Origin of the sequence: Nitratiruptor tergarcus DSM 16512, assembly GCF_027946175.1 — a bacterium.
Taxonomy (GTDB): domain Bacteria; phylum Campylobacterota; class Campylobacteria; order Campylobacterales; family Nitratiruptoraceae; genus Nitratiruptor; species Nitratiruptor tergarcus.
The window spans coordinates 1545444-1561051 of sequence record NZ_AP026671.1; the positions used below are offsets into that span (position 1 = coordinate 1545444).

The 15608-nt window shown below is 37.8% G+C and carries 20 protein-coding genes and 1 tRNA gene; 6 read left to right on the plus strand and 15 right to left on the minus strand.

What is annotated here, in order from left to right; genetic code table 11:
* The first annotated feature begins 9 nt into the window (after positions 1 to 9).
* The gene (locus tag NITER_RS08115) at positions 10 to 1245 is read left to right on the plus strand and encodes a CsgG/HfaB family protein (protein WP_084275034.1); all 1236 of its coding nucleotides are present in this window, start codon (positions 10 to 12) and stop codon (positions 1243 to 1245) included.
* 95 nt (positions 1246 to 1340) lie between these two features.
* Here the strand turns inward: NITER_RS08115 and NITER_RS08120 are convergent, their stop codons facing one another.
* The 3 genes from NITER_RS08120 to NITER_RS08130 are packed head-to-tail and all read right to left on the minus strand — an operon-like array spanning position 1341 to position 3455.
* Entirely contained in the window at positions 1341 to 1928 is a 588-nt protein-coding gene (locus NITER_RS08120; protein ID WP_084275033.1) for a DedA family protein, read from the minus strand.
* Entirely contained in the window at positions 1925 to 2776 is an 852-nt protein-coding gene (locus NITER_RS08125; protein ID WP_197685278.1) for a VIT1/CCC1 transporter family protein, read from the minus strand. The genes NITER_RS08120 and NITER_RS08125 overlap by 4 nt, the downstream gene beginning before the upstream one ends.
* Positions 2748 to 3455 carry an SIR2 family NAD-dependent protein deacylase gene (locus NITER_RS08130; protein ID WP_084275031.1) on the minus strand — a complete coding sequence of 236 codons (708 nt, stop codon included), beginning with the start codon at positions 3453 to 3455 and terminating at the stop codon, positions 2748 to 2750. The genes NITER_RS08125 and NITER_RS08130 overlap by 29 nt, the downstream gene beginning before the upstream one ends.
* Positions 3456 to 3475: 20 nt before the next feature.
* Between NITER_RS08130 and NITER_RS08135 the strand changes: the two genes are divergently transcribed.
* Positions 3476 to 4111: a hypothetical protein gene (locus tag NITER_RS08135; protein ID WP_084275030.1), complete on the plus strand. Its 636-nt coding sequence runs from the start codon at positions 3476 to 3478 to the stop codon at positions 4109 to 4111.
* On the opposite strand, the gene NITER_RS08140 is transcribed toward NITER_RS08135, so the two are convergent.
* A complete protein-coding gene (locus NITER_RS08140; protein WP_084275029.1) occupies positions 4083 to 4304 on the minus strand; it encodes a hypothetical protein in 222 nt (73 codons plus the stop codon). The genes NITER_RS08135 and NITER_RS08140 overlap by 29 nt on opposite strands.
* 97 nt (positions 4305 to 4401) lie before the next feature.
* Here NITER_RS08140 and NITER_RS08145 point away from each other — a divergent pair, with 97 nt between their 5' ends.
* A complete protein-coding gene (locus tag NITER_RS08145) occupies positions 4402 to 4827 on the plus strand; it encodes a SufE family protein (RefSeq protein WP_084275028.1) in 426 nt (141 codons plus the stop codon).
* A 36-nt stretch (positions 4828 to 4863) separates the two neighbouring features.
* A complete protein-coding gene (locus NITER_RS08150; RefSeq protein ID WP_084275027.1) occupies positions 4864 to 6018 on the plus strand; it encodes a hypothetical protein in 1155 nt (384 codons plus the stop codon).
* Positions 6019 to 6050: 32 nt separating this feature from the next.
* Here NITER_RS08150 and rplT read toward each other — a convergent pair whose 3' ends face one another.
* The 7 genes from rplT to glmM form a co-directional block, all read right to left on the minus strand.
* Complete coding sequence (rplT, locus tag NITER_RS08155; RefSeq protein ID WP_084275026.1) at positions 6051 to 6404, minus strand: 50S ribosomal protein L20; 354 nt, start codon at positions 6402 to 6404, stop codon at positions 6051 to 6053.
* Between the two features lie 76 nt (positions 6405 to 6480).
* The gene (rpmI, locus tag NITER_RS08160; RefSeq protein ID WP_084275025.1) at positions 6481 to 6675 is read right to left on the minus strand and encodes a 50S ribosomal protein L35; all 195 of its coding nucleotides are present in this window, start codon (positions 6673 to 6675) and stop codon (positions 6481 to 6483) included.
* A 121-nt stretch (positions 6676 to 6796) separates the two neighbouring features.
* Positions 6797 to 7330, minus strand: a complete 534-nt coding sequence (gene infC, locus NITER_RS08165; RefSeq protein WP_084275024.1) for a translation initiation factor IF-3 — start codon at positions 7328 to 7330, stop codon at positions 6797 to 6799.
* On the minus strand, positions 7327 to 9168 hold the full coding sequence (gene thrS, locus NITER_RS08170; protein WP_084275023.1) for a threonine--tRNA ligase: 1842 nt from the start codon (positions 9166 to 9168) through the stop codon (positions 7327 to 7329). Before thrS ends, infC begins: the two co-directional genes overlap by 4 nt.
* Before the next feature lie 64 nt (positions 9169 to 9232).
* Positions 9233 to 9307: transfer RNA gene (locus tag NITER_RS08175), tRNA-Val, on the minus strand.
* Between the two features lie 16 nt (positions 9308 to 9323).
* Positions 9324 to 9746 (minus strand): signal peptidase II, encoded by a 423-nt coding sequence (gene lspA, locus NITER_RS08180; RefSeq protein WP_281847650.1) that lies wholly within the window; start codon positions 9744 to 9746, stop codon positions 9324 to 9326.
* Positions 9747 to 9754: 8 nt separating this feature from the next.
* On the minus strand, positions 9755 to 11092 hold the full coding sequence (gene glmM / locus NITER_RS08185) for a phosphoglucosamine mutase (protein WP_084275021.1): 1338 nt from the start codon (positions 11090 to 11092) through the stop codon (positions 9755 to 9757).
* 103 nt (positions 11093 to 11195) lie between these two features.
* Between glmM and rpsT the strand changes: the two genes are divergently transcribed.
* Both rpsT and prfA read left to right on the plus strand, forming a co-directional pair.
* Positions 11196 to 11468 carry a 30S ribosomal protein S20 gene (gene rpsT / locus NITER_RS08190; protein ID WP_084275020.1) on the plus strand — a complete coding sequence of 91 codons (273 nt, stop codon included), beginning with the start codon at positions 11196 to 11198 and terminating at the stop codon, positions 11466 to 11468.
* Positions 11469 to 11487: 19 nt separating this feature from the next.
* Positions 11488 to 12555, plus strand: coding sequence for a peptide chain release factor 1 (prfA, locus tag NITER_RS08195; protein WP_084275019.1), 1068 nt, complete (start codon positions 11488 to 11490; stop codon positions 12553 to 12555).
* An 89-nt stretch (positions 12556 to 12644) separates the two neighbouring features.
* Here prfA and NITER_RS08200 read toward each other — a convergent pair whose 3' ends face one another.
* Genes NITER_RS08200 through speE form a run of 4 tightly spaced genes read right to left on the minus strand, consistent with a single transcriptional unit; the run spans position 12645 to position 15523 of the window.
* Positions 12645 to 13349, minus strand: coding sequence for a glucosaminidase domain-containing protein (locus NITER_RS08200; protein ID WP_269456995.1), 705 nt, complete (start codon positions 13347 to 13349; stop codon positions 12645 to 12647).
* Positions 13346 to 14098: a diaminopimelate epimerase gene (dapF, locus tag NITER_RS08205; RefSeq protein ID WP_084275018.1), complete on the minus strand. Its 753-nt coding sequence runs from the start codon at positions 14096 to 14098 to the stop codon at positions 13346 to 13348. The genes NITER_RS08200 and dapF overlap by 4 nt, the downstream gene beginning before the upstream one ends.
* Positions 14085 to 14690 carry a dephospho-CoA kinase gene (gene coaE / locus NITER_RS08210; RefSeq protein WP_084275017.1) on the minus strand — a complete coding sequence of 202 codons (606 nt, stop codon included), beginning with the start codon at positions 14688 to 14690 and terminating at the stop codon, positions 14085 to 14087. Before coaE ends, dapF begins: the two co-directional genes overlap by 14 nt.
* Complete coding sequence (speE, locus tag NITER_RS08215) at positions 14684 to 15523, minus strand: polyamine aminopropyltransferase (protein ID WP_084275016.1); 840 nt, start codon at positions 15521 to 15523, stop codon at positions 14684 to 14686. Before speE ends, coaE begins: the two co-directional genes overlap by 7 nt.
* Positions 15524 to 15608: the final 85 nt, after the last annotated feature.

Genomic DNA, 15608 nt, shown 5'->3' on the forward strand with positions numbered 1-15608 from the left:
AGGCTAACAATGAAAAAATTCATAGTGCTTATTCTATTTTCTCTTTCCCTATTTGCAGGAATCAAAACAATTAGTGTCATAGCCCAAGGCTATGGTACTACTTATGATGAAGCTGTCAAAAATGCTTTGATTAATGCAGTTGGGCAAGTCAAAGGAATAGCAATTTCAGCACGAAAAAGATTGCAGCGAAAAATTCACGAAGCTCATATATCTGTCAATGATTCGTATAAGGCATCAATTAAAGTTGCTGATAGGACATCCAATAGCATTTATAGTTCAACTGGGGGATTTATCAATAGCTATAAAATCATTTACGTTAAAAAAATCTCTCCTAAAGAGTATAAAGCAAAAGTCAAAGCCTACTTTGCAAAATATAGATCCCCCGGGCTCAATCCTCGCAATCGCCGCTCCTTAGCAGTGCTTCCTTTTGAATACAAAAAAAATTACACCCTCTATGGTATTTCAATCAATGGTAAAGCATTGTCTGATCGCATAACACAATCTATTGTCAATAAGATCACACAAACAAGAAAATTTACAGTGCTTGATAGACAAAATAGCAAATATTACCAAGTGGAAAAAGATTTACTTACAAGTGGGGATAGCGATCCGGTTGAGCTTGCAAGACTTGGTAAAAGACTTGGAGCTGACTATTTTGTCATTGGCCAGATATTGGATTTTGGGGTAAATAAAAATATAGAAAGCAACTACTACACAGGAGAAAGTAGTTCAAAAAATGAAGCCTACGCTACCATAGCTTATAGGATATTAAATATACCAACCCAACAGATTAAATGGTCTGATACTATTGACATTGAGTTTGAACTTCCTCCTGCAAGAAGAGCGGAAAGTATCGTAGTAAAAGCAGGAGATAAAATTGCCCAGGTTTTAGTCGAGCAGATCATTTTTAATATCTATCCCCCTAAAATAGTAAGTATTAGTAGAGATAGAGTAGTGGTCAACATGGGTGGAAATTTTATACATACGGGGGAAAAATATGAAGTATATAAACTTGGTAAAAGACTATACGATCCCTACACAAAAGAGTCACTTGGAAGAGAAGAGATAAAAATTGGAACAGTGAAAATCACAAAAGTGCTTCCAAAAATCTCCTATGCAAAAGTAGTTGAAGGAAAAGTAAGAAAAGGTGCAATACTTAAAAAAATATCTACCCCAAAAGAAGATGATTCCAACAGTCAAAATGTGGGCAAAGAATCTATGTTTGATGAGATGTTTCACAAATAATTGATACTCAAGTTGTTGATTTGAAAAGTTTCTTTTTGCCTACCCTTGGAGGATAAAAAAATGTAGATAGTTCTTCTCAATTTTTTCTTACACCATTACCTATATGCGGGAAGATCCTCTTTTTTCACATCTCTCCATACATAAATGGTAGCTACAATAATAACAAATCCCAACAAGAAAAGCGATCCAACAGCTGCAGCACTCTTTGCTCTACTTCCCTCTCCAAAAATATAGCCCACAAGAAGCATAAAACCTACCCAAATAATGTTGGCACTCAATGTAAAAGGGATAAAGTAACGCAAAGGCATGTGAGAAATTCCTGCTGGGATCGAAATATATTGCCCAAGTCCCGGAGTTAAAGGCGCTAAAAAAACCGATATTTTTCCATGGCGTGCAAAAAATTTAATCACTTTTTGAAAAAGTGCTTTTTGTCGATACTTCTTCACAAGCCATTTAGCCAAAAAGTAGTTTATGAGTGCGCCACTAAGAGATCCCAATGCTCCACTAAAAAGCAGCAGAAAAAAACTTTTTTTACCAATGGAAGCAAGATATCCTGTAGGAATGAGAACTATCTCACTTGGAACAGGAATAAAAGTTCCTACAAGCAACATATAAAAATAGACTCCGACATATCCTAAACTATCAGCAAAATTTACAAGGAGTTGAATAATATGCTCTATCAAATCTCTATCCCGAAATATCTATTGACAACATATCCAATTACAAATGATATGAGCGCTACACCAAATGTAATAACAAACATTTCCCTTACACGCTTGCTAAAATCCTCATCTTTTGCAACTGCAATGTAAAAATTATAGATAATTATCGCAAGAGTCGCAGACAAAAACATAAATGCAAGCCCTACTTTTGCCTTTACTACAAAGAAAAAAGGCGTTACGAGAAAAACTGTTGTAAGAATATATGCAAATCCCGTGTAGAGGGCATATTTTGAAGGTTTAATCCCACTATCTTGATTTTCTCTCGCTTCCAAATAGGCACTACCAGCCATGGAAAGAGATGCTGCAACTCCCATTATTATTCCAGTTATACCAACATATTGAGCATTATTAAAAGCTAACGCAATACCTGTAAGCGTTCCAGTTAGCTCTACGAGCGCATCATTCATCCCTAAAACTACTGCACCAGCATAGCGTAGTTTACTATCATTAAGGAGCGAGAGGAGTTTAGCTTCGTGCATATTCTCTTCATCAAATATCTTTTTTGCTTCAGGATATTTCATAATAAGGCGTCTATAGAATGCTTGTGCTCTCTCCTCTCCTCTCTCCATCAACTTCAAAGCAAAACTGAGTCCAAAAAGTCTGGCTAAAAAAACATACCAAAGCACTACAAACTTTTGCGGTTTGAGATCTTTTCCTGTGATGTTTTTCCAAAATGTATAGTGCTCTTTCTCTTGCAATGCAATCTCTTGGAGAATCTTCTTGTTGTGAGGATCTTTTTGGAGTTTACTTAGCTCCATATAGATAAAAAACTCATTAATTTCATTTTGTTGCTGTTTGAGTGCCTCCATCAATCTCCTTTAATAAAATATCCAATGTATCAATTGCAGTTACTATATCTTCTTGAATAAAATAGCTAAAGTATTCATCTATATACGTATCAAACTCTCCAAACATTGTTGTGCGTTTACGACGCTTTGGATCTATAAGAATTGATACTGGAAACTGCTGTGCTATGTCAGCTATATCAATAACTGCTCCACTTGTACCTACAGCAATGAAAACGTCCGCTTTTGTTGTATAGAGATACCTATAGTTTGGTGCAACTTCACCAAATAGTATAACATTTGGCCGTACGCTTTTGCTGCCACAAAAGTGGCAAAGGTGAGGTTGCGGAGTATATCCAATGTCCCATATACTTTTACATTTATCACACCGCACCTCTGTGAGTTTACCATGCAAATGCACAGTCTCCTGCCCTGCTCTTTCACACAAGTCATCAACATTTTGTGTCAAATGCACACAATTTTGAAGCTTTGCAAAGTAATAATGGGCAGCATTTGGCTTATAACAAGCTAGCTCTTGACGTTTTTTATCAAAAAATGCGATAACCTTTTGAGGATTGCGAAGCCATGCATCATGCGTAGCTACCTCCTCAATTGCTACCTCATCCCATAGCCCATCATCTCTGTATGTTGGAATTCCACTTGGAGCACTGAGGCCTGCTCCACTTAAAAGATATATTTTCATAAATATATTATAATTGAGTTATGAACAAAATTGCAAAATATCTCACAATTTTGATTATTGGCATTGCTGTTATCTTTGGAGCCATCAAGCTTGCCAAAAAAGAGGAACTGCAATTTATAAAGCCCCAAAAAATAAGTGTGACGCCATCTGTAGATAGTTTTGCACATAAAAAAGATCGCAATACTATACAAAATGGTGATACAAAAACAAAAATTGCTCTCTTTGCATCAAACTACCTAGTAGTAAAGGTACCAAAAAATACTTTACCCCAAAAACTCATCTATAACAACCATAGCTATCCCCTTCATAAAGTAAAAGAAGAAAAAAACTTCATTCTCCTTGCAACTCCTATTATAAAAACACCTATAAAGCAAAAACATGTACCTGTAAAACTCCTATACAAGAAAAAGTCTGCATATATCGTACCTTTGGATGCGCTTATAACCTATAGCAATAAAAACTATTTGCTTGTCAAAAACGGTAAGCTGCAGATAGTAGAAGCAAACATTATAAAAATAGAGAAACAGAAAAACTATGCAGTTGTAAAAAATAATCTAGAAGGTAATGAGATTGCAATAGGCTCGCAAGAAAGGTTAAGGCAAGAGCTGCAAAAACTCTTGCATACTCCTACAAAAAGCCAAGTTCAGCTAAAATAGGCTCTATCTTTGCACTGATTTCAAGGAGTTTCTCTTTAAGCTTACTCCACACATACTGGTCAGCTTGATCCTCAATATACCACTCTTCAATATGCTTGAGTGCATTTGATTTCTCTTCTTCGCTTAAATTCTCACTTTTTTTAATAGCATCTTTGAGACGTTCAAGCTTTTCATGATGTTTATGATGTGGCATATATGCTCCTTTTTTACAAAATTATACCCTAAATAAATTAAGAGTAATTTTATCTTATTTAGGTTATATTAAGAAAAATTCATATAAAGGACACATAATGACAATGGAAGAGACAATCAACCAGATTAAAGAGGATTTTGAACTTCTTGGCGATCCCAACGCTATTATTGAGTATATTTTGGAGATGGGTGAGCAAAATGAGATGCATCTCCCGCCAGAACTCAAAAATGATGAAACGAAGATTCATGGTTGTGCAAGTGATGCATGGATGATTGAAGAGTGTAAAGATGGTAAATTGCATTTCACCGTAGAAGGAAGCAGTGAATTAGCAAAAGGGATGATCCCATTGATGCTCAAAATCTTTAACGACCGCACTCCTGATGAGATTCTCTCTTTTGATCCCCAAAAACTCTATGCCCTAGGATTTGATAAAATTTTGAGTCCTACGAGACTACAAGGGATGGAAGCCTTTTTAAAACGTATCTATACAGCTGCCCAGAAGTGTAAAGAGCAAAATATATAGTTTGCGCTATAATTTTGGCAAAAAAGAGGTAAGCAGATGAAAAAAATCTCTTTGCTTGTAATAAGCATTACACTCTCTTTTGCCATGGACGCTCCAAGCGGAGATTATCTAGGCTCGCTTATCGATTATTTAAAGAGTAAAAGTGTGCCTGTAAATGGCACATTTTATCAGTACGATTTTGAAAAAGATGGAAAAATCGATCGCAGCGATTGGCTTTATGTTGCCAATAATGCGCAAAAAACTCCTTATCGTCTTATGGGAAAAACACCAACCGACCAAGACGCCTTTGGGTGGTTGTTACTAACTACAATACCCAAAGATCTTAATCTCAACAACCCTTCAGGATACTTTGTCAAAATTGATTGTCCTAAAGATTATGAACTCTATGGACAAAAACATGCTGGTGCATTTTCATGGGTATACATTGTCAATAGTAAAGTGTATAAACTTATGGGAGCAAAGTCAAATCACAATTTTGATTATCTCGATATTAATGGTGACGATAATCCAGATCCTTTACCAAACCTCTCTGCTTCAATAGATACCTCAATGCAAGTGCATTTCAATACCATAGAGTCACAACAAAGCAGCAGTGCTGAGCAAAAATATACATGTGAAGAGAGAATTGAAAAAAGCTATCAAGGCAGTCAAGTATCAATGGTGCGATCCTCTTGGTACCAGGGAAACGTGAAATATAATTGCAAATTAAATGCACTCAATCCATGGTCTTTAGCTGTTGAAACTCTTGCTGTTAACAATATTATAAGAACAGAAAATTACGATATGCAATATGATAGGCACCATCTTCAAGGCACTGCTACATATAACTATAAATCTGGAAGTGTCCATATTGTTGGAAGTTATGACAACAAAGCATTTAATTGCTATGAATACTACCGCAAAATAGTACCTCTTACATTGCATAACAATAATCCTGACGAGATTGAAAACATAATGGAAGAGTGGGGAGCAGATGGACCTTGTGATGAAAACTTTTTGCGCACTACCTGCCCTGCTTGGTACTATAACGAGCTCCAAGAGTGTACAGCTACTGGCCAAAAACAATCAACTCCTCTAGGTATTTTAAGTGCCAAAAAATTCAATACCTCTTTTATGAGAGATTTTGCAATTTATGAAAATAGTGGGAAAGTAGATCTCGTTCATACTGAAGAGAGCTATAAAAAAGAGTAACAAACACTGGAGCTTTCGCTCCAAGTGTATATTTAAGAGAGGGCAGCCTTTGCTTTTTCTACAACTTTTGCAAAAGCTTCTGGTTCATTCATAGCCATATCTGCCAAGATCTTTCTGTCAAGCTCAATATTTGCCTGCTTGAGACCATGAATAAATCGTGAATAACTTATATCATTCAGTCTGCATGCTGCATTGATTCTTGTGATCCAAAGTTTTCTAAAATCTCTTTTTTTCTGCTTTCTATCACGATATGCATAGACAAGACTTCTCTCAAGCTGCTCTTTTGCTTTTCTAAAATGTTTTCTTCTACCGCTGTAGAAACCCTTTGCAAGCTTTAAAATCTTTTTGTGTCTTCTTCTTCTAACAACACCTGTTTTTACTCTCATTGTTTTCTCCCTTTACCTTTGATTTTTTTAGGTGCCGCTTTTGCGGACTTGACCCGATATGGGTGGAGTTACTATCTTAATATGTAGATATTAACTCTCGTACTCTTGGCTCATCCACTTTGCTTACATAGTGTGGAGCTCTGAGGTGTCTTTTTGTTTTGGGGCTCTTTTTTGTAAGGATATGGCTTCTAAAAGCGCTTCCTCTTTTAATTTTGTTTTTGGTTTTTTTGAACCGTTTTGCAGCCCCTCTATGCGTCTTCATCTTTGGCATGGCTACTCCCTTTGTAGAATTTAAGGTAAGTATTATAGCAAAAAGTGCTGAATGGGAGTTTAAAACAAAAGAGTAGTTAGAGTATCGGCGATCGAGACGCTCGATGCCGACAAAGAAGTATTTACTTTTTCTTCTCCTCTTTTTTTGGAACAACGAGCATATTGATATAGCGTCCCTCTTGGTGAGGCTTTTTTTCTACAACGCCAATATCTTCTATGAGAGGAATAATCTTATTGAGCACTTCTATACCAGCCTCTGGGTTTGCCATTTCACGTCCTCGCAAAAATACGCGGAACTTTACATGTTTCCCTTTTTCAAGAAACTCTCGCGCATGTTTGACTTTGTAGTCTATATCGTTTTGTGCAATTTTGACTGAGAGTTTGATCTCTTTTACTTCTATCTTCGTCTGCTTCTTTTTGGCCTCTTTCTTTTTCTTCTCTTGCTGGTATTTAAACTTGCCATAGTCCATTATTTTACAAACTGGAGGATTGGCATTAGGGGCTATGAGCACTAGATCAAGGCCTTTCTCTTCAGCCAATGCGAGAGCTTCATCGCGGCTTATAATTCCATACTGTGTACCATCATCTCCTATGCAGCGAACTTCACGTGCTCTTATCTGCTCATTCAAGAGCACTTCTTCTTTTTTCTTACTCAAAAGCGTACCTCACTTAATTTCTCCTTTATTTTAAGAATAAAATCTTCTTCTGATAAATTATACTGAATTTTTTCTCTTCTGTCCCTTACAGCAACACTTTTTTGCTCCACTTCTTTATCTCCTAGTACCACAACCATAGGAACTTTCTGTTTTTCTGCGTTGCGAATACGCTTATTAAGACTATCTTTAGAATCATAAATTTCGCTATCAATTCCCATTGATAGTAGTTTTTGCTGCAACTCTTGCGCATATGCCCTATGGGGATCTGCAATTGGAACAAAGATTACTTGCGTTGGAGCGATGAAGAATGGAAACTCTCCCGCATAGTGCTCTATCAAGATACCGATAAAGCGCTCAAAAGATCCCAAAATCGCTCTATGAATCATTACGGGACGCTTCGCACTATTATCACTATCAGTAAATTCAAGCTCGAATCGCTCAGGCAAATTAAAATCTACCTGAATTGTTCCACACTGCCATTTTCGCCCAATAGCATCCGTGATTTTTATATCGATTTTTGGCCCATAAAATGCACCACCACCTTCATCTATACCATATTTATGGCCATTTTCATCAAGAGCCTCTTTAAGCGCTTTTGTAGCAATCTCCCATATTGCATCGTCGCCTATTGCTTTTTTAGGCTTAGTGGATATCTCCATTTCATAAGAGAAGTCAAAACTTTTCATTATTTCATCCACGAAACCTAATACCTCAAGAACGATATCTTTAATCTGCTCCGGCTTGCAAAAGATATGCGCATCATCTTGGGTAAATTCTCTTACGCGAAAGAGACCATGGAGTACTCCACTCTTTTCGTGCCTGTGTACAACGCCATATTCAAAAAATTTGAGTGGAAGCTCTCTATAACTTCTCTTTTTTGATTTATAGATCATAATGTGACCAACACAGTTCATTGGTTTGATGCCATACTCTACGCAGGTTTCTTTTTTTGTCTCATCATCACAGATCTCAGTAAAATACATATTCTCTTTGTAGTTTTGGTAATGGCCACTCTTTTTCCATAGTTCACTCTTTAAGATTTCTGGGCCACGTACAGGCTCATATCCTCTTTTTCTATGGGCAGCAAAAAGGAGCGATTCAAGTTTACTGCGCAGCCTTGCACCCTTTGGAAGCCAAAGTGGAAGGCCAGCGCCCACCTCATCACTGAACATAAAAAGCTCTAACTCACTTCCAAGCTTTCTATGATCACGCTTCTTGGCCTCTTCAATCATAGTTAAATAGTCTTTGAGAGATTTCTTATCTGCAAAAGCCACTCCATAGATGCGTGTAAGCATCTCTTTTGTCTCATCTCCACCTAGATATGCTCCAGCTACGCGTGTGAGTTTGAAGTGCTTAAGATATTTAGTATTTGGTACATGAGGCCCACGACAAAGATCCTCAAAGTCTCCTTGCTTATAGATTGAGACTACATCACTTGGTATCGATTTTAAAACCTCTTGTTTAAGATCGTCAGCTTTAAACTTCTCAATCGCTTCAGATTTTGGGATCTCATAGCGCGTGATATCGAGCTTGCGTTTAGCAATCTCTTGCATCTTCTTTTCAATCTTTGGGAGATCCTCTTCACTGATCTTTTGAGAAGTACGAAAGTCGTAATAAAACCCCTCATCCACTACTGGTCCTACAAAAAACTTTGCATCGGGATAGAGTTCTTTGATAGCTTGTGCCATTAAATGTGCAGTTGAGTGGCGAAGAACTTCTAAAGCTTCTGGAGAGTTTTCAGGATAGATTTTTTCAGCGGATTCGATGTCGATATTTTTATCTTTTGCAGTTTGTAGATCTACTACTTCGTCATTAACTTTTATAGCGATTGGCTCCAATCAATTCCTTTAAGCAATTTGGTATATCAATGCGCTAAAACTAACACACAAATATACCAAATCATGGTGGTCGCGAGAGGATTCGAACCTCTGACCACTACGATGTCAACGTAGTGCTCTACCCCTGAGCTACGCGACCGCAAGCGTTATTTTACCTATTTTTTACGAAAATGTAAATAAATAAGCAGTCCCACTGCAACATCGATCATAACATCTGCAAAGTTAAATATTGCAAAATCGAACCAGCAGTGCCAATATACATAATCAATAACGCCGCCATACACAAATCTATCATAAAGATTGCCCAACGCAGCTCCAAAAAGGATACCAAAGAGCAGAGGATGAAACTGCAGCATCCTCTCGTGCCACACATAGATAAATGCCCCAATCACCAAAACTAACAAAATCCACTTGAGCGATGTGCCCAAAAAGGCAAACATACTAAAAGCCACGCCCTTATTGAGCACATAACCTAGCGTAATACATCTGCTCTCCCAATAAAAACCTTGCAAGAAGAGATCTTTAATGGCTCTATCGATAAAGAAAACGCCTGCAACCATTAATATGAAAGCAAACATGAAACGCATCAGGCAAGCTCGTGCTGAAAAAATGCGATAAGCTCCTCCATCGCTTTATCAAGAAGTTTACGATCTTTTCCTTCAAGAAGAATACGCAATTTATTTTCTGTACCAGAGTAGCGAATGAGGGAACGCAGCCCCTTTTGCTTCAGCTCTTCTTGAAGCTTTTCATATCCTTCAATCTCTTCAAGAGGTATTTTACGCTTAATAGCAATATTTTCGAGCCTACTTGGATAGAGCGTAAAGGGGCGTAAAATTTCACTTGCTTTTTTGTTGCTTTTAAGCATCAAAGCAGTAATTTGCAGTGCAGTAGCTATTCCATCGCCTGTCTTTGCATAGTCTCCAAAAACCACATGGCCACTCTGCTCTCCACCAAAATTGAGTCCTCGCTTTTTCATCTCATCTAGTACATACTTGTCCCCTACACTGCAGCGTACAAGTGAAATATCACAACTTTGCAGATAATCCTCGAGCCCTTTGTTACTCATAACAGTTGCTACCATAGTGCGTTTTTGCAATTTTTCTTGAGAATCCAAAAAAGTAGCAAGAGCACCAAGTAGATGATCTCCATCTACAATCTCACCCTTTTCATCAACTACTACTAGCCTATCCGCATCCCCATCAAGGGCAAATCCAATATCAGCGCGATACTTTTTTACATTCGCAGCAAGTTCCTCTGGATGCATTGCCCCACATTTGTAATTGATATTAAAGCCGTTTGGTTTATCATTGATGACAATTACCTCAGCACCCAGCTCGCTAAATACAGTAGGAGCCACTTTGTAAGCAGCACCATTAGCAGTATCAATAACGATGCGAAGATTATTGAGTGTAAGATCTTTTGGAAAAGAGTTTTTCAGATGCACAATATAGCGCCCAATAACATCATCTATCCTTTTAGAGGCTCCAATATCCTGATCTGTCTTTTGATTCTCTTCAATAATCTCCTCATTAAAATAGATCTGCTCAATCGCCTCTTCGTCACACTCTTGGAGCTTATCACCATTATGATTAAAAAACTTAATACCATTATCATAGTAGGGATTATGGCTAGCGCTTATCATAATTCCCGCGTCACAGCGCATATCTGCAGTTAAAAAGGCAATTGCAGGTGTAGGCATAGGACCTATTTGAATCACGTTGTATCCAACAGCTGTTAATCCACTTACAAGCGCATTTTCTATCATATAACCGCTACGTCTTGTATCTTTTCCTACAAGAATTTTATTTGTTTTGCTATTTTTGCGAAAGTAGATCCCTGCTGCCATTGCAAGGCGCATACTTAACATTGCTGTCAGTTTTTCCCCGGCTTTACCGCGTACTCCATCCGTTCCAAAAAGTTGCATTTTTCTCTTCCTCTAAACTTAAAAGTTTATTAATTTAAAGTTATTTTAAACTTTTTTTGGGTAGTATTTTAGCCTAAAATTAATTTAAAAAGGATTAAAGGAAATGGCAAATCATAAATCCGCTCTTAAAAGGGTACGCCAAACAAAAAAGAGAACAGAGAGAAACAGATTTTACCGCACTAGAATGAAAAATATTATTAAATCGGTAAAAGAGGCAGTAGAAGCAGGTGATAAAGAGAAGGCTGTTGAGGCTTTAAAAGTTGCAAATAAAAGAATCCACGAGTATGTCAGCAAAGGCATTATTAAGAAAAATAATGCAGCACGAAAAGTATCAAAACTTCATAAATTAGTAAATTCAATGAGCGAGGCTGCATAAGCAGCCCTGCAAGGCAGATATGTTAAAAGAGAAACTCCAACCCTTCATAGAACGCTACAACGAGATAAATAAGCTTCTCAGCTCTCCAGAAATAACGCAAGATATAAAAAAAATGACAATGCTCTCAAAAGAGCAAGCAGATATAGAGCCTATTGTAGAAAAAGCCAAAGAGTATTTTCAAACTCTTGAAGCTATAGAGGAAAACAAAGCACTTATTGAAGATGAAGAGCTAGGAGAGCTTGCAAAAGAGGAGCTCAAAGAGCTTGAGCCAAAAAAAGAGCAGCTAGAAGAAGAGATAAAAGTACTCCTCATTCCTAAAGATCCTAATGATGAAAAAGATATCTATCTCGAAATCCGCGCTGGTACTGGTGGAGAAGAGGCTGCACTCTTTGCTGCTGATCTTTTTAAAGCCTATGTACGCTATGCTGAAAAGAAGGGCTGGAAAGTAGAGATTGTAAGCTCAAGTGAGAGCGATACGGGGGGATATAAAGAGATTATTGCCAAAATCAAAGGAGAAGGTGTCTACAGCCGTCTCAAATATGAAGCAGGAACGCACCGCGTTCAGCGCGTTCCAGAGACTGAATCGCAAGGGCGTATCCATACCTCAGCTGTTACTGTAGCAATTATGCCAGAAGTAGATGATGTGGATGTAGAGATCAACCCAAACGATCTCAAAATCGATGTATACCGCTCAAGTGGATGTGGAGGTCAATCAGTCAATACGACAGACAGTGCTGTACGCATCACCCATATTCCTACAGGAATTGTTGTAGCAATGCAAGATGAAAAGAGCCAACACAAAAATAAAGAGAAGGCTCTCAAGGTGCTTAAAGCGCGTGTCTATGAAAAGATGATGCGTGAGCAGCAAGAGACTCTTGCAAAAGACAGAAAAGAGCAAGTTGGAAGCGGCGATAGAAGTGAGAGAATTCGTACCTACAACTATCCTCAAAACCGCATTACAGATCACCGCATAGGTCTTACGCTTTACAAGCTAGAAGAGATTATGCAAAGTGGCGATCTTGATCAAATTATAGAGCCTCTCATTGCCCACTACCAAGCGCAAAAAATACAAGAAGCTGGGCTATAACCCATCTTCGCACTCTCATACTTTAGCAAAAAAAAATAGCTTTTCTTAGGTAATTAATTATTATAATCGAAGAAGAAGGGTAAAAGATTTTACCCCTCAAATTCATGGAGACGATTCTTTTTGATGATAGTGGTTACAAGATGATTGTAGCGTCTTCCAAGCTCACTGTAGCGCTGCATAGTCATGGCAGCTTGGAGTCCATCAAACTTTTTGCCCTCTTTTTTTGCAAGATAGCGTGCCATACGAAACTCTTTATAAGCAGCATGGCGGTTGAGATTGAGCATATAGGAAGCTATGGAGTCTTCTATAGTTTTAAAAATACGTATTTTATGTTTTTTCCCTGGAGTTCTCTGTTTTGGCACAAGACCATGTTTGCCATATGTCCACTCTCCAAAAAGATTGTTGGCCTCTTTGGCAAATCTACTCTTACCCCATCCGCTCTCAAGAGCTGCTTGCGCAAGCACTAAAGATACCGGAATAGTATCAATCTTTTTGAGATACTCCTGCTCATTATAGAGCTCTTTTATACGGTATTTTTTTGCCAAACGAGCGAGTTTTTGTAGCAGTGCATCATCTACAAGAGGATTTTTTCTATACTCTTGGAAAAATCTCTTTACAAATGCTCTTTGTTGCAAAATCTTTTTATTCTCTTTTTCTACCAATGGACGCAATATCTCAAAAAATTTCTGTTTTTGTAATTTCACATCCTTAATAGAGTAATACCAGTTTGGTAATCCATCTGCTGCATAAACAAACAGCGTCAACATTACCAATAGACTTAAAACTCTTCTCAAACAATTCCCTCCTTAAAGGTTTCAAAAATTTTTTTCACTCTCCCTTTAAAGAAGAGGTTTTTATCTTCTTGGCGAATAGCGAGCTCTTCGCCGCTTTTTGGATAGAGATTGACACTCTTATCAACTCTCCCCTCTTGTTGCGCTTTTACATAGCAAGCTGCCATACCGGTACCACATGCGAGTGTCTCATCTTCAACACCCCGCTCATACGTGCGTACCCCTATCTTTTTTGGGCTGTGGATTATAGCATAATTTACGTTAGCATTGTATTTTTCTCTCAATTTTCTTGCAACATCTTTATCAAAATGTTTCAAATCATCCACAATAGTCACTAAGTGCGGTACTCCAGTATCGATGAGCCACCACTCTCTTCCAAACTCCTCAATATCTCTTTGCAAGATCTTATATGGGGTAAGTTGGCTCTCTACAATATCATCCTCTACACTTGCTTCTATCTCGCCAGCAAGTGTCAAAAAGCGCATCTTTTTTCCAGCAAGCCCAAAGCTGTACGCATAGTGTGCTGCAGCACGGCTACCATTACCACACATAGCGGCCTCGCTTCCATCAGCGTTATAAAAATCCCATACAAAATCATACTCATTATGAGGCAAGAGAACTATGAGGCCATCGGCTCCAATACCTTCATGGCGATTGCAAAGCTCTCGTGCAATCTGGCTGCGATCTCGCTTGGTAAATGCATGGTAGAGAATAAAATCGTTTCCGCTGGCACTATATTTAACCAATTGCATACTCAACCTTTATTTGCTCAATAAATCTTTCCACCTCTTTTTGCAGATGTTTGAGATCTTGAGAATTATCTATAATATAATCGGCCATTTTTCGCTTTTCTTCAATATCGATTTGCAATTTTATCCGTTGTCTTGCCTCTTCTAAGCTTAGTCTTTCTCTTTTGCATAGCCTCTCTACCTGTAACTCTTTTGGCGCATAAACTACAACTACTTTTTTGATAGGATAGTTTCTCTTTTCAAAAAAGAGTGGGATATCAATAAAGTAAGGGACTTTAAATTTCTCCTCTTTTTGGGCAAGTTTTTCTATACGTTTTTTTATTTGAGGATGGAGGAGCTTTTCAAGTTTAAGACGCTCCTCTTTGTTACCAAAGATGAGTTTGCCTAGCTCTTTACGTAATACCTTGCCATCTTTTACATATTGATTACCAAAAAGCTTTGCAATATTGTCGCTATTCTCATCAAGAAGTTCATGTGCAACTGCATCAGCATCAATGATATGAAATCCATAGAGTTTCAAAAGATTGCAAACAGTGCTTTTTCCTGTTGCAATCCCGCCAGTGAGCGCAATAGCATGAGCAAAAGGAGTTACCACTTATAGAGATCTCCTAGCTCTTTTTTGACATAGTTTGGAAGGACAAAGCTTGCTTTATGGATATCCGCATTGTAGTAGCGTAGTCCATCAAGCAGATCTGCTCTTTGTAAAATCATATCTGCTGTTGGATGGTGGTGCTTGCTTCCCAAAATAAAATTCCAATTACATCCTGGATACATATACATCTCAAAGCGATATGGCATAACTATTTTGAAAAACTCCCCAATAACGCCCATAATCTCTTTGTGAAGCGGCATATCTATCCACCAGCTCTCACCTTGAGCTACAACTACCCCATCATCTTTGAGAATCTTAAAAACATGTGCATAGAAGTTACGATCAAACAAACCTTCTGCCGGTCCTTCTGGATCAGTTGAGTCAATGAGCACTAGATCATATGTACCAGCTTCCATATTTTTGACATATTCAATTCCATCATCTATTATAAGATTGAGGCGTGGATTGTCCCAATCTCCTATTTGTGGAAAATACTTCTTACTCACATTGACTACTTCTTCATCAATCTCTACTAAATCTACTTGCATTTGTGGATGGCGCAGAAGCTCTTTTGCCACCCCACCATCTCCTCCACCAATAACAAGCGCTCTTTTGGGATCTTTATGGGTGCAAGCAGGGACATGCGCCATCATCTCATGATAGATAAATTCATCCTTATCACACAACATCCCGTGTCCATCAATAACTAAAATCTTTCCAAACTCATCACTCTCATATACTTCTATATGTTGATATCTGCTCTTTGTTTCAAAGAGTTTCTCTTTTACTTTGACGCCCTGCTTGAAAAAGTCATTATGTATCTCTTCAAACCACATCTTCACTCCATTTAAGATAAAATTTGTCTGATTTTAGCAAAAATTTATCAATTTAACCATAAATGCTATAATTAAACAAAAAAAT